General features: G+C 53.7%; 12 protein-coding genes. 10 read left to right on the top strand and 2 right to left on the bottom strand.

Annotation, left to right across the window (positions count from 1 at the left end; all coding sequences use genetic code 11):
• Nucleotides 1–22: 22 nt before the first annotated feature.
• Complete coding sequence (locus SJY13_RS09820; protein ID WP_377190502.1) at nt 23–1,180, bottom strand: hypothetical protein; 1,158 nt, start codon at nt 1,178–1,180, stop codon at nt 23–25.
• A 138-nt stretch (nt 1,181–1,318) separates the two neighbouring features.
• On the opposite strand from SJY13_RS09820, the gene SJY13_RS09815 reads away from it, so the two are divergent.
• Both SJY13_RS09815 and SJY13_RS09810 read left to right on the top strand, forming a co-directional pair.
• Nucleotides 1,319–1,981: an HAD family hydrolase gene (locus SJY13_RS09815; RefSeq protein ID WP_377190500.1), complete on the top strand. Its 663-nt coding sequence runs from the start codon at nt 1,319–1,321 to the stop codon at nt 1,979–1,981.
• Nucleotides 1,982–2,245: 264 nt separating this feature from the next.
• On the top strand, nt 2,246–3,112 hold the full coding sequence (locus SJY13_RS09810) for a Rossmann-like and DUF2520 domain-containing protein (protein WP_377190498.1): 867 nt from the start codon (nt 2,246–2,248) through the stop codon (nt 3,110–3,112).
• 172 nt (nt 3,113–3,284) lie between these two features.
• Here the strand turns inward: SJY13_RS09810 and SJY13_RS09805 are convergent, their stop codons facing one another.
• Complete coding sequence (locus SJY13_RS09805; protein WP_120631528.1) at nt 3,285–4,034, bottom strand: GntR family transcriptional regulator; 750 nt, start codon at nt 4,032–4,034, stop codon at nt 3,285–3,287.
• A gap of 123 nt (nt 4,035–4,157) precedes the next feature.
• Between SJY13_RS09805 and SJY13_RS09800 the strand changes: the two genes are divergently transcribed.
• The 8 genes from SJY13_RS09800 (at nt 4,158) to SJY13_RS09765 (ending at nt 13,002) form a co-directional block, all read left to right on the top strand.
• Complete coding sequence (locus tag SJY13_RS09800; protein ID WP_120631529.1) at nt 4,158–5,201, top strand: transporter substrate-binding domain-containing protein; 1,044 nt, start codon at nt 4,158–4,160, stop codon at nt 5,199–5,201.
• Between the two features lie 75 nt (nt 5,202–5,276).
• Nucleotides 5,277–6,443 (top strand): amino acid ABC transporter permease, encoded by a 1,167-nt coding sequence (locus SJY13_RS09795; RefSeq protein ID WP_377190495.1) that lies wholly within the window; start codon nt 5,277–5,279, stop codon nt 6,441–6,443.
• Nucleotides 6,444–6,446: 3 nt separating this feature from the next.
• Nucleotides 6,447–7,520, top strand: a complete 1,074-nt coding sequence (locus SJY13_RS09790) for an amino acid ABC transporter permease (protein WP_377190493.1) — start codon at nt 6,447–6,449, stop codon at nt 7,518–7,520.
• Nucleotides 7,521–7,532: 12 nt separating this feature from the next.
• Nucleotides 7,533–8,273, top strand: a complete 741-nt coding sequence (locus SJY13_RS09785; protein ID WP_371688443.1) for an amino acid ABC transporter ATP-binding protein — start codon at nt 7,533–7,535, stop codon at nt 8,271–8,273.
• 26 nt (nt 8,274–8,299) lie between these two features.
• Nucleotides 8,300–9,253 carry an aminotransferase class IV gene (locus SJY13_RS09780; protein ID WP_120631533.1) on the top strand — a complete coding sequence of 318 codons (954 nt, stop codon included), beginning with the start codon at nt 8,300–8,302 and terminating at the stop codon, nt 9,251–9,253.
• Complete coding sequence (gene betC / locus SJY13_RS09775; RefSeq protein WP_377190491.1) at nt 9,250–10,794, top strand: choline-sulfatase; 1,545 nt, start codon at nt 9,250–9,252, stop codon at nt 10,792–10,794. Before SJY13_RS09780 ends, betC begins: the two co-directional genes overlap by 4 nt.
• Before the next feature lie 8 nt (nt 10,795–10,802).
• Nucleotides 10,803–11,681 (top strand): 4-hydroxy-tetrahydrodipicolinate synthase, encoded by an 879-nt coding sequence (gene dapA, locus SJY13_RS09770; RefSeq protein WP_120631789.1) that lies wholly within the window; start codon nt 10,803–10,805, stop codon nt 11,679–11,681.
• A 67-nt stretch (nt 11,682–11,748) separates the two neighbouring features.
• A complete protein-coding gene (locus SJY13_RS09765) occupies nt 11,749–13,002 on the top strand; it encodes an NAD(P)/FAD-dependent oxidoreductase (protein WP_120631535.1) in 1,254 nt (417 codons plus the stop codon).
• Nucleotides 13,003–13,042: the final 40 nt, after the last annotated feature.

Raw genomic sequence — 13,042 nt, 5'->3', positions numbered from 1 at the left:
CGACCAAGCTAAGGTGATGCGGTCAATCCGTAAGGGCCTCGGCAACGCGACTGTGCAACTGTTCGGCAGCCGCATGATCGATGAGCAATTCGTTTACAAGACCTCTGGAGATCAGCTCAAACACTGTATCACCACGTTCTTTTTGAATTGCGACGACGACAACACCACTTTGATTGGGTTCGTCAAAAGCTCGATCTGCTATTGCCTTCACGTGCTCTGTTTTGATCCCGGTCCAAAGCCCGTTCAGTTCGTCAATCAGGTCCATTTTGATTTGGGATATACCCGTTCTCGGAATCAAGATGCCGCCAAGATCACCCACAACCAGTTGCCTGAGGTCATCCGCCCTCAAACCGCCTGCCTGCACCAATTCTTCAAAACTACCCAAAACCGGCGTGCTTGAAGACCCTACGCTGGAGATCAGCATATCCATTTTTGCAATCAATGCGTCAGGCCCCGAAAACACGCGGTGAAATCCCGGAGTGTCAGAGATGTACTGCCATATGGAGCGGCGCATAGTTTCATCATAGTGACGGGGTATGTAGGCTGGGAAACCAGTCAGCTGAGGGCTTTCCTCCTGCTTTTCGTTAAATAACTCATCAAACGTTCCGGCAAGCCGACTGGCAGAGTATCCGTGCTGAGCCAACGACACCAACTCGGCACAGACCGCCGCAAACTCTGTCTTGCGCGACTTATCTATTGGCTGCCTTGAAGCAGCGATCCCTTCTGCCAAGGACTTGATTGTCCGCCCCCAAGCAACGCCGATGATTTCCGATTTTTCTATAAGCTCTGTCAATCGCCCAGAGGCGGTTCGTCCGAATCTGGTACGGCGCAGCGCTAGGGCCGCCTCGGTGTTCCCCGGACCGCTTTCGAAAACACCGATCCGGGGTGGCCTGAGGTTGTTCCTGTCGCAATACTCCTTCAGGTCTGAATTCAGCCCCGAAGGAGCCAGCAACTCGTCCATTTGGCGAAGCCACTCATCAGAGACTTGTTCTTTGACAAAGCGTTGTTCGATGACGAGATAGTTTTGCCGCTCAGCATGTTTTAGCAGCCGCGATACATGTGGTTGAGACAGGCCACCCAGAACGGTGCCAATCTCCACCTGTGACATGTTGTGCGTCGCACGCATATAGGCAGCGCACTGGGCTCGTTCTTCGAAGGGTAGTTTTTTTATGTCAATCATTTGACCCAACATTGTCTGGTAGGAGGATACCTTGGCCGTGAATAATTATGCCAGATTAACATTCACATACCAATCGATTGAAGAAAATCCCGAACATGCTACGTGTTTTTGACACAGGCTCGAACCAGGAGATTCAGCATGCCGATCAAAGGACTAATCTTCGACCTCGATGGAGTTTTGGTCGACACCGTGCCGGCGCACTTTGCAGCCTGGAAGCGTATGTTCGAAGAACATGGGTATGAGTTTGGCAAGCCGGAGTATCGACGCCTCGTTGACGGGCGCCCGCGCTATGATGGGGCTCGTGCTGTCATGACTGAGCACTCGGAAGACGAAGTCAGAACCGCTGCAGACAAGAAAAACGACTACTATATTGAAATGATCGAGCGTGGAGATTTTCGGGTCTTCGATGCAGCGGTTCGTCTTGTAAGACAATGCCAATCAGAGGGTTACGGGCTGGCGGCTGCTTCCAGCAGCGCCAACGTTCGATCCGTTCTTGAAAAAGCCGGCCTGCTGGATGCCTTTCCGGTTGTTATCGGGGGCGACGATGTCGAAAACGGGAAACCCAACCCAGATATTTTCCTTGCTGCAGCCGATGGGCTTGGGCTGAAAGTGGATGAATGCGTTGTGATCGAGGATTCTACGTCCGGGGTCGAAGCAGCGAAGAATGGTGGTTTCTATTGTATTGGTCTTCTTCACGAAGAACACGAAAGTGAATTAGCAGCCGCAGATTTCGTCATTTCTTCTCTCGTCGAGATTGACATCAAGCGGATAGATGAATCGAGATCCGATGTACATGTTTGATTACTGTTTGGCTAAATCGAATTGGATTTTTTTGGGGCAGATTGAAAACTTTCTCTAGGCGTTAGTACCGCATGCCCGATTTCTTGCAGCCGCAGCGAAAGTCCGTGCTCACGGGCCGCGCTGCGGCATCGGGAAGGCAGGGCGAAAGTCTGGAATGGGCCGCTCCGGTTGATTGTTGTCTTGGATAAATTGGTATTTATGAAATGGTCTGTCGCTTAGCATGTTCCACAAGGAAGCAAGAGCATATGGGTCGGAGGCCATTGAATGGCAAAAATCAGAGTAAACATTGTTGGTGCCGGTCGCGTGGGTCAAACGATCCTCGGCCTTTTGCGACACTCATCCAAGTATTCGGTTCAAGACATAGTGAGTTCTCGATTTAGATCAGCGGAAAACGCCGTCCAAATTGCGGGAACGGGGAGAGCGGTGGAGAAATATGCAGACCTAGCACCGGCTGATCTGTGGATTTTGGCGGTTCCGGATTCTCAGATTTCAATTGCAGCAACCGAACTCGCAAAAGTTGTTAGTCCACATGATGCCAATGAACCGCCTCCAGTTGCGTTTCACTGCAGTGGTTTCTTTCCTGCAGATCAAATGGCGCCGCTTCAGAAGCTAGCCTGGCGACTAGCCAGCGTGCACCCGGTACTTACGTTCGCAGAGCCTGCAACCGCGATCCAGCAATTCGAGGGAACATTTTGTGGCATTGAGGGCGAAGATTCTGCCTTGGATTATATCAAAGACTTTCTGGCAGAGATTGGCGGAATCCCATTTCAGATCAACTCCGATGGTAAAAGCCTTTATCATGCGGCCGCCGTGATTTCGAATAACTTCACCGTGGTTTTGCAGGCGATCGCGCGTGAGGCCTGGGCTACCGCGGGAGTGCCTGATGACATTGCAAAGCAACTGAACACCACGCTGCTTCAAGCCACCTGTGAGAATGTTGCCGCCCATGGGCCATTGGGAGCGCTTACGGGACCCGCATCGCGAGGCGACACCTTTGTCGTCTCGCAACAAGGGAAAGATGTAGCCGCTTGGCACCCCGCTGCAGGAATTATCTACAAAGAGCTGAGCTTACTCGCTCAGAAATTGAAGGCCGACGGTAAGACACAGGATTGGTTGGGTCCCGAAGCGTAGCTTGACCTAAAATTCAACTGAGGCTGTGCGAATTCTTGGAACCTTTGATCTCGCGGCTGCGGCGAACGGCTGGTTCGACGGGCGACACTACGGCATCTTAATGTAGGCTCATGAGTCCGGTAAGGGCCGACATTTGCGGCCCTATTAATAATCTTACTGTATGCGTTCAGCTTTACCGCTCAATCGTCTGATGTATTGATCCCTCGCGCGTTGACAGCTCAAAATCAAAGTCCTCGCTATAGTTGGCACTCATGAACATCACAAACCGATCGTGGAAATGCCGTGTATGATCGTGCGCCAAAGCGTCTGCTTTTGCTACGTCTTTCTCGCGAATGGCTTCGATCATTTCGTAGTGATCTGGGCTTAGAAGGTGTTCAGTCGCAGATTCCGCAAGATAGTCAAAATGCATATGCAAAATACGCCGGCCCTCGGCGAGAAGCTGACCATAAGCGCGCTCGAGGTAGGGATTTCGGCCTGCAACTGCAATCATCATATGAAAGTCATAGTTGGTTGCCGACATCTCAAGATAATTGTTTTCACTGCACGCACGGTCAAAGGCTTCGGCCATTACAGCCATCTCCTGGACTTCATGTTCTTTTCGGTTTCTCGCTGCCAAACGGGTATTGATCCGCTGCAGAAAGTCCAAAGCTTCGACATATCGAGGAAATCCAGCAAAATCGATTGGTGCCACAAGCGTTGAGCGGTTGGACAGCATCACCACAAGACCTTCTGCAGACAGTCGGACCAGCGCTTCGCGTACAGGCGAACGTGACATTGCGAATCGCTCTGACAGGCTGGTCTCGTCTAGCGGTGATCCCGGTTTGAGTTCGAGAGTCAAAATCTCTCGCTTGAGTTCGCCATAAACAAACTTCGATCCACGACCTTTTGCGTGCCGTTGAGGAAGTCGCTGTGAATCAATCATTTTCTTGGGTCCCTAACGCGCCGCTCAACGCTCTTAGCTTGGCTGTACCTAAGTTTTTATTGACATGTCGCCAGAGTGTCGACAAAAAACTTGCAGACAAAATGTCGACACAGGGAGGAAATAATGAAATTTGCCAAAGCAATCACATCATCTACGGTGGCACTGGTCGCGGCTTCTCAGGTGGCCAATGCGCAAGTCGCCGATGACAGCCGCCTGAACACAGTCCTCGAACGCGGCTCACTTTTGTGCAGCGGTCACAATGGCTCGTTCCTGGGATTTGCCGAAGTGGACGATCAAGGCAATTGGCAAGGTGTGGACATCGATCTGTGCAAGGCTCTTGCTGCGGGTCTTTTCGGCAGCGCCGAAGGAAACCTGGAAATCGTTCCCATCAGCTGGGCCCAGCGTTGGCCGTCTTTGCAATCCGGTGACATCGATGTTGTTATCAAAGTGTCCGGCTGGACTCAAAGCCGGGACACCGAGCTGAATCTGGCCTATAGCCGCCCATACTTCATCGGGGCATTCCAAACCATGACGAGTGTGGATCTTGGGGCCAAGTCGATGGCAGATCTTGCAGGCGGCACAATCTGTGTTGGAGCAGGCACCTCGACCGAGCGCGCCACCGCAACCTATCTTGATACCCACCAGATCGACGCCGAAATGCTGACCTTTGAAAACGGTGATGAGCTTCGCAACTCATATTACGAAGGCCGTTGTGACGGTCTTGTGGAATGGGCGCCAAGTCTGGCGGCGGGGCGTATTGATGCACCGGACGGTGCCGACGCGCATGTTATCCTGCCTGACGTTATCGCTCTGGAAGCGGAAGGCATAATTGTTCCGGAAGGTGACCCGGACTGGCTGGATGTACAGAACTGGATGCTGTCGTCTCTTTGGTTTGCCGAAATGGAAGGGATTACCTCGGAGAACGTGGACGACGTGCGCGCCAACCCGCCATCGGCAACGGTCGGAACCTTTCTGGGCGTAAACCCGGGTTATGGCGCGCGTCTCGGTCTGCCGGACGATTGGGCGTACAACATGATCAAAGAAGTCGGTAATTTTGCTGAAATCTATGATCGCAACATCGGATCAGGCTCTCCCTACAATCTGCCGCGTGGGATCAACAATCTCTATAACGCTGGCGGCGTCTTCTATCCGATGATCATCGACTAAACCGTCGATGCGTGCCGGGTGTGTTCTTTCGAGTGCACCCGGTTCAGGTCAGATCGCTGCTCTGGGGAGGGGCCGATGCAATCTTTGATAAAGAGCAGAAGAGTCAGGGACGCGGGGCTGCAAGCCGCTTTCGTCGGCGGATTTGTGGCTATGCTGGTGGCCATGGTTCTGGTGGGGCGCGCCAATTTGGAAGCGCAGGGTTTGACATCGGGTTTCAGCTTCCTTGAGCGTGCCACAGGTTGGCGCATCAGCTTTTCCTTGATTGATTACAGCACCAATTCTACTTATGCGCGGGCAATCCTTGTCGGTATTCTAAATTCCCTGTTTCTTGGTGCCATTGCGCTGCCAATTGCGACCGTCATCGGCGTAGCGGTGGGTGTCATGCGCACTTCGGGCAACGGTATGGCCGAACTGGTCGGCACCACATTTGTCGAGCTGTTTCGAAACGCGCCGCTGATCTTGCAGCTTCTGTTCTGGTATACGCTGCTGTTGGGTTTCCCCAGCCCTCGAGATGCGGAACCCATTCTGGGCGGAATCGCCCTGACAGGGCGCGGGATTTATATTCCTGGCCTGAATGTGACCGGGGCATCTGTGTTTGTCGCTGTCTTGATCATAGTTGTGGCGTTTGCACTCGCCTTGTGGATGGGAGTCAAACGCTGGCCTGATCTGCATTTGCGGCAAGCCAGCAAAGAACGAAAACTGCTTTGGTCGCTGGCATTGCTGATATCCATCATCGTTTTGTGGATTGGCCGCATTCCAGAGACACCGTTGGTGAGCATTCCGGAACCGGCCGGGCTGAATTATCGGAGCGGCATCCGAATTTCACCGGAATTGATGGCCTGCTTGATCGCCATCGCGATCTACGGTGCAGCTTATATCGCCGAGATTGTGCGGGCGGGTTTCATCGCCATTCCAAAGGGCCAATCCGAGGCCGGTCGCGCCCTTGGGCTGTCTCCCTGGTACATCTTCAGCCGCATTCGACTGCCGCTGGCCATTCGCATCGTGATGCCGACCCTGATCAATCAGTATGTGTGGCTATTCAAAGCCACAACTATTGGCATCGCCATCAGCTTCACCGACTTCTTCATGGTGGTCAGCACGGCGATCAACCAGTCAGGTCAAACGCTGGAATTGATTGCGATCCTGATGGGTGGCTTCCTGATCATCAACTATTCAATGGCCTGGGTGCTGAATCGCGTGAATGACGCGATCAAGCTCAAGGGCACGCAGCTGAGGATCTGAGCCATGACTGATCTGCCAATTCAGCACACATCCGCGTTCTCCAATATCAAAAGGCATTACTTCGCGACCCCACTGAACAGTGCGATCACTGTTCTGCTTGCAGCATTCACAGCCTGGATCTTGTGGGGCTTTTTCAACTGGGCGTTTCTCGAAGCGATCTGGGGATACGGCAAGAATGAAGAATGCCGAGCACACGAACACGGGGCCTGCTGGTCCTTTGTAGCAACGCGCTGGCGTATCGTTCTGTTTGGCCTCTATCCCTTTGAAGAACAGTGGCGATCTGCGCTGGCATGCATCGTCATGCTGATCGTTGCCATCCTGTCCTGTGTTCCTGTGTTTTGGAATGCAAAGCGTTTGCCTGTCCTCTGGATGGTCGGGTTCGCCACATTTTACATCCTGATGCGCGGCGGCGTCTTTGGTTTGACACCAGTTGTCGAGCGCGACTGGGGTGGGTTGTCCCTGACGGTTTTCATCTTTGCCTCTGTCTGCTTGCTGGGCATGCCTCTCTCGATCATCTTTGCGTTGCTCCGCAGATCAGAGCTACCATGGATTGCCAGAACTATGGCGCTGGTGATCGACGTGATCCGGTCTTTGCCGTTGCTCGCAATCATGTTCACATTTGCCATCGTCCTGCCTTTTGTGCTGCCGGGTTGGGCAATAGGCGACAAGCTGTATCGTGTGATCGTCGGCTATGCGATCTTCTTTGCTTGCTATCAGGCCGAGATCATCCGCGGCGGCATGCAAGCCATACCCTCTGGTCAAGAAGAAGCCGCCAAGGCGCTTGGCATGGGGTATTGGCACCGGATTGGGTACATTGTTTTGCCGCAAGCGTTCCGCAACGCGTTGCCGCCCACGATCAACCAGTTCGTCATTACGTTCAAAGAAACCTCGCTGGTCACCATCATCGGTTTCTTTGACATTCTCGCCTCGGGCCGCGCTGCAGCCGGTACAGCCGATTGGAGTTTCGCGACAATCGAAATGTACGTGTTTGTTGGCCTCCTCTTCTTTGTCTTTGTTTTTTCGCTGTCCCGCTACGGTGCCTACCTGGAACGCCGCATGAGCCTAAACAGCCGATAAGGAGAAATGCACATGTCAGAACAAGCCATTTCGGTCCGATCCATGAACAAGTTTTACGGCGAGTTCCACGCGCTGAAGAACATTGATCTTGACGTGGGTCGTGGTGAGAAAGTCGTGATCTGCGGTCCATCAGGTTCAGGTAAGTCGACGCTGATCCGCTGTATCAATCGGCTGGAGGAGCACCAAGCAGGGACCATAGAAGTTAACGGCATTCCGCTAGACGACAATGTCGACAACATCGACGAAATCCGCCGCGAGGCGGGGATGGTATTTCAGAACTTCAACCTGTTCCCGCACATGACAATTCTTGAGAACTGCACACTGGCGCCCACGCTTGTACGCAAGCAATCCCGGAAAGAGGCCGAGGAAGCCGCCATGTCTTACCTTGAAAGGGTAAAAATCCCTGAACAGGCGCACAAATACCCCGGTGAACTCTCCGGGGGGCAGCAGCAGCGTGTGGCTATCGCTCGTGCTTTATGTATGGCGCCCGAAATCATGTTGTTCGACGAGCCGACCTCGGCTTTGGACCCCGAAATGATATCCGAGGTGCTGGATGTGATGGTTGGCTTGGCCGAGGAAGGCATGACCATGGTCTGCGTGACACATGAGATGGGTTTCGCGCGTCAGGTCGCAGATCGAGTGATCTTCATGGCAGAGGGCGAAATCATTGAAGAAGCGCCGCCTGGCGAGTTTTTCGACAACCCAAAAAGCGAACGCACTAAGACATTCCTGGGCCAGGTCCTGGGCCATTGATCAGAGAACAAGAGCCAAAAATGCCAATGGATTCCCACGACATATCAACCCACGATGCAGAAGCAGACGCTCGAAATGACGCGTTGCTGATTTACGTGAATGGTGAGCTAGTGCCCAAGGCTGAGGCCAAGGTATCGGTCTATGATAGTGGTTTCATGTTGGGCGATGGCATGTGGGAAGGCCTTCGCTTGTACGATGGGGAATGGGCGTTTTTTGACGAACATATGGACCGCCTGTTCAATTCGCTCAAGTCGGTCTCGATCAATATCGGAATGGGGCCTGACGAAGTGAGAGGCCTCCTTGACCGGACCGCTGCTGCTAATGGTGTAGTTTCGGATGCCCATTGCCGTCTTATGATCACGCGCGGTCGAAAAGCGAAACCGTTTCAACATCCGGGCCTCAGCAAGTTCGGTCCCACGATTGTTGCGATCATTGAACATTCCAAGCCTGCGGTTGATTTACAATCGCGCGGCATTCGACTGGCGACTGTTCCGCAGGTTCGCGGCCTGCCAACCAGTCAAGATCCGAAATTCAATAGTCATTCCAAACTGAATTGCGTAGTCGCTTGCTTGCAAGCAGAACAAGCTGGGGCGGATGAGGGTTTGATGCTGGACCCGCATGGTTTTGTGAACACGACTAACGCTTGCAACTTCTTCATTGTCCGGCGTGGTGAGGTTTGGACCTCTACCGGAGACTACTGCATGAACGGCGTTACGCGGGCCAAAGTCATTGAGCTTTGCCGCCTGAATGACATTCCGGTCTTCGAGAAGAATTTTTCGCTCTACGAAGCCTACGGCGCGGATGAAGCGTTTCTGACTGGTACATTCGGAGCCCAAACGCCTGTCGCCTCGATCGACGGTAAATCCATTGGCGAACAGGGGGGCGCCGGCCCGATAACCCGCAGCATCCGATCGCTCTACAAAGATCTTGTCGCCCAGAACGTGGCAAACCAGCAATTCCAGCGTGGGAAAAAGTCATGAAACCCAACATCATTCTGTTCATGGTCGACCAGCTGACCTCATTCGTGTTGAACGCCTATGGGGGAACGGTTTGCAAAACTCCAAACATCGATGCGCTTGCCGCCCGGGGTACGGTTTTCGAGAACGCCTATTGCCCCTATCCACTTTGCGCGCCGTCACGTTTCGGCATGATGGCCGGGCGTCTGCCCTCGCGCATCGGGGCCTATGACAACGGAGCTGAGTTCACAGCTTCGACGCCGACCTTCGCCCACTATCTGCGTGCGAACGGTTACTACACCTGCATTTCCGGAAAAATGCATTTTGTGGGGCCAGACCAATACCACGGGTTCGAGGAGCGACTGACCACCGAGATCTACCCAGCAGACATGTCCTGGACGCCGGATGCCGATTTCCGGGACTACAACAAGGACGAAGAACGGGCTTACACGTTTGGAGTCTCAACCATCGATACTGTACGGGATGCAGGGCCCGTCGCCCGTTCGATGCAGATTGATTACGATGAAGACGTCATTCACCACGCTGTGCGCGAGCTTTATACGCGCGCGCGCTGTGATGATGACCGTCCCTTCATGATGACGGTCTCACTGACACACCCGCACGATCCCTATGTGATTACCCGTGAGTATTGGGACATGCACGATGAAGCAGAGATTGAGGCTCCGCGCGTGCCGCACATTCCGGTCGATCAACGCGACGCGCACAGCCAATCGCTGTATTACCACTATGGTCAGGACAAGTGCGAACTTAGTGATGCCGACTACCGAAATGCGCGGCGCGGCTATTACGGCATGATCTCATATGTTGACGATTTGTTCGGGCGTCTGATGCAGGCGCTGGAGGACAGCGGATATTCAGAGAACACGGTTGTCATGTTCGCCTCGGATCATGGAGACATGATCGGAGAGCGGGGAATGTGGTTCAAAAAGACCCTGTTTAACCCCGCCATTCAGGTGCCGCTGATCATTGCCCATCCAGAGCACGACGCGGGTCGCGTGTCTGCCCCGGCGTCATTGCTTGATATCTTCCCAACACTTCTCGACATTGGCGGGTTGAGCGCAGAAACAATCAAGACACCAATTGACGGACGTAGCCTGTTGCCAGCGGTGCGAGGCGCACCTCAGAAGGGTCCAATATTCTCAGAGCATATTGACGGCGGAACGTCTGCGCCACGGGTGTGCGTTCGTGACGGCGACAAGAAGCTGGTAATTTCCCGTGCCTATCCGCCGCAATTCTTCGACCTCGCCAAGGACCCGTTGGAACAGAATAGCATAGCAGGACAGGGCGATCCCGATGAGGCCCGCCTGACCCAATTGGCCGAAGAGATCTGGCCGCTGGATACATTGCTGGACGATGTCATCGCCAGCCAGGTGGCGCGTAAACTGATCGACAAAGCGCTTTCCACGGGACGCGAGGAAATCTGGGATTTCACGCCCCGACCTCTCACCCAAAACACAAACTATGTCCGCCGGGGCGACGCGTTTCCGACCGTCGAACGGCGCGGATACCTCCATTACAACAAATCGCAGGACTCTGAATTATGAGCTACAACGTGAAACTGTCGGGCATCATGCCGGCATTAGTGACGCCATTCGATGCCAATGACAAAATCGACTTTGACGCCTTCGAAAAACTGCTGACGCATTTTCGTGAAGCAGGTGTGACAGGTTGGGTCCCAAATGGCTCGACCGGCGAGTATTTTTCGCAAAGCACCGAAGAACGCCGTTCCGTTCTGCAATTTGTCAAAGATTTTGCCAACGACGACGAAATCCTGATCGCAGGAACAAACGCATTGGCTACGCGTGAGGTAATTGAGCAAACAGCGATGGCCAGGGAAATAGGCTATGACACTGTTTTGCTTGCGCCGCCGGTCTACACCCGTCCAACACAGGATGAACTAATCAGGCACTACGAAACCGTGCTGGCAGAGGTGGACGTGAATCTGGTGCTCTACAGCTATCCGGCGAAAGATGGTGCAGATATCAGCTTTGAGCTTATGGATCATTTTGCGGACAATCCGCGTGTTATCGGCATCAAGGAGAGTTCGGGCGTGTTACAACGGGCCATCGAAATTTCCAGCCGTTATGAAGGAAAGATCCAGCTGATTTCCGGTTCGGATGACATCGCGCTCGACTTCATGTTCTGGGGCGCAGACAGCTGGATTTGTGGGCCTTCAAACTGTATGGCGCAGGCCTGCTGTGATCTGGATCGCGCCTATAGGGCAGGCGAATTGGACAGAGCGCGTGAGATGATGATGAAGCTTTATCGGGCCATGAACATTTTAGAATCCGGCAAGTTCGTTCAGAAGATCAAGTATGGTTGCGAATTGCTGGGCCTACCGATGGGAGAATGCCGCGCGCCGATGGGGCCACTGACGGCTGAAGAAAAAGCGGCCATGCAAGAGGCGATGGAGCCAATCCTGAACTGGTAGTTTTTTCTCTGGTGCGGTGAGCATCTCGCTTTCTGCACTTTGACGTCCATCGAACTTGAGACTCCCGATGCCTCAGACCGTCCAACTGTTTGACACAGCCATTGTCGGTGCCGGTATTATTGGCGCCGCGCTCGGCCATGAACTACAAAACCGCGGGCACAAGGTTGCCCTTATTGATCAGGACGCACCCGGCAGCGGCGCATCTTTCGGCAACATGGCCTCAATTGCTGTGACCGAATTCATGCCGGTATCGCGCCCGTCCGTTTGGCTGCAAACACCTCGCTGGCTGTTGGATCCAGAAGGACCAATTCGCGTCGCCCCCGGCTATGTTCCTCAGCTTGTTCCGTGGTTTCTTCGCTTCTTCAAGGCAGGCATGCCTTCGAAACTACGGCTGTTGGAAGCGGAAGGCGCCGCTCTGTGCAAACGCGCCCTACCGGATATGCAGGCCTTGATGGCCGGGATCGGATTGTCCGACGATGTCAGTGAAACAGGTTGCTTGTCCCTATACGCCAATGAGGACGAGTTCGAGGCGGATCGTGAGCGGTTGGATATGCTCGACCGGCATGGTTTTGACTACGAAGTGATCGGCGGCAATCGTCTGCGTGAACTGGAGCCGGAAATCGCACCGGTCATTAATAAAGCCGTTCTGTTACCGGATAACCGAACTGTTCGAAACCCAGTTGATATCGTGACCCGGCTGACAGAAATTATCGCTGCCCGGGACGGACAGATTGTTCGTGGGGAAGTCACCGGATTTGAGGTCATCGGCGACAAAAAAACTGTGTATCTAAACGACGGTTCGCACATAATTGCGAAACAACTCCTCATCTGTGCCGGGGCCTTTTCCGCCTGCTTGGTCAAAATGTTGGGCGAACATATACCTCTTGAAACCGAGCGCGGTTACCACACACAAATCATGGAGCCGGGGATTAAGATCAACCACTCAATCATCTGGCCAGCCAAAGCGTTCATGGTCAGCCCTACCGCCAGCGGAATTCGGGTGGGCGGGACCGTTGAAATGGCGGGGTTGGACGCAGCACCTGATTATCGTCGCGCCAGAGTAACCGTCAAGCGCGCGCTCGAGGCATTGCCCGACCTGAAACTGGAAGAAACCTCCGAATGGATGGGGCACCGCCCGGCTTTACCGGACACGATCCCGGTAATGTCTGCATCGGGCAAGATGCCCGGAGTGTATTACTCCACAGGCCATGGCCATCTTGGTCTGACTTACGCGGCAACCAACGCCCAACTGATGGCTGATCTTATCTGTGGTGAAAAGCCGCCCATAGACATGACCCCTTACAGTATCGGCCGTTTTTGATGACAGGCTTGCCGATCCACAGACCCACTACAGAAAATTA

Origin of the sequence: Ruegeria meonggei, assembly GCF_042768335.1 — a bacterium.
GTDB lineage: Bacteria > Pseudomonadota > Alphaproteobacteria > Rhodobacterales > Rhodobacteraceae > Ruegeria > Ruegeria meonggei.
This window is presented reverse-complemented; position numbering and strand designations above follow the sequence as displayed.

Excerpts from the sequence above, each read along its gene's own strand:
- betC (WP_377190491.1), top strand. The coding sequence starts at position 9,250 with ATGAAACCCAACATCATTCTGTTCATGGTCGACCAGCTGACCTCATTC.
- SJY13_RS09810 (WP_377190498.1), top strand. The coding sequence starts at position 2,246 with ATGGCAAAAATCAGAGTAAACATTGTTGGTGCCGGTCGCGTGGGTCAA.
- SJY13_RS09785 (WP_371688443.1), top strand. The coding sequence starts at position 7,533 with ATGTCAGAACAAGCCATTTCGGTCCGATCCATGAACAAGTTTTACGGC.
- SJY13_RS09795 (WP_377190495.1), top strand. The coding sequence starts at position 5,277 with ATGCAATCTTTGATAAAGAGCAGAAGAGTCAGGGACGCGGGGCTGCAA.
- SJY13_RS09780 (WP_120631533.1), top strand. The coding sequence starts at position 8,300 with ATGGATTCCCACGACATATCAACCCACGATGCAGAAGCAGACGCTCGA.
- SJY13_RS09805 (WP_120631528.1), bottom strand. The coding sequence starts at position 4,034 with ATGATTGATTCACAGCGACTTCCTCAACGGCACGCAAAAGGTCGTGGA.
- SJY13_RS09800 (WP_120631529.1), top strand. The coding sequence starts at position 4,158 with ATGAAATTTGCCAAAGCAATCACATCATCTACGGTGGCACTGGTCGCG.
- SJY13_RS09765 (WP_120631535.1), top strand. The coding sequence starts at position 11,749 with ATGCCTCAGACCGTCCAACTGTTTGACACAGCCATTGTCGGTGCCGGT.
- SJY13_RS09815 (WP_377190500.1), top strand. The coding sequence starts at position 1,319 with ATGCCGATCAAAGGACTAATCTTCGACCTCGATGGAGTTTTGGTCGAC.
- SJY13_RS09820 (WP_377190502.1), bottom strand. The coding sequence starts at position 1,180 with ATGATTGACATAAAAAAACTACCCTTCGAAGAACGAGCCCAGTGCGCT.
- SJY13_RS09790 (WP_377190493.1), top strand. The coding sequence starts at position 6,447 with ATGACTGATCTGCCAATTCAGCACACATCCGCGTTCTCCAATATCAAA.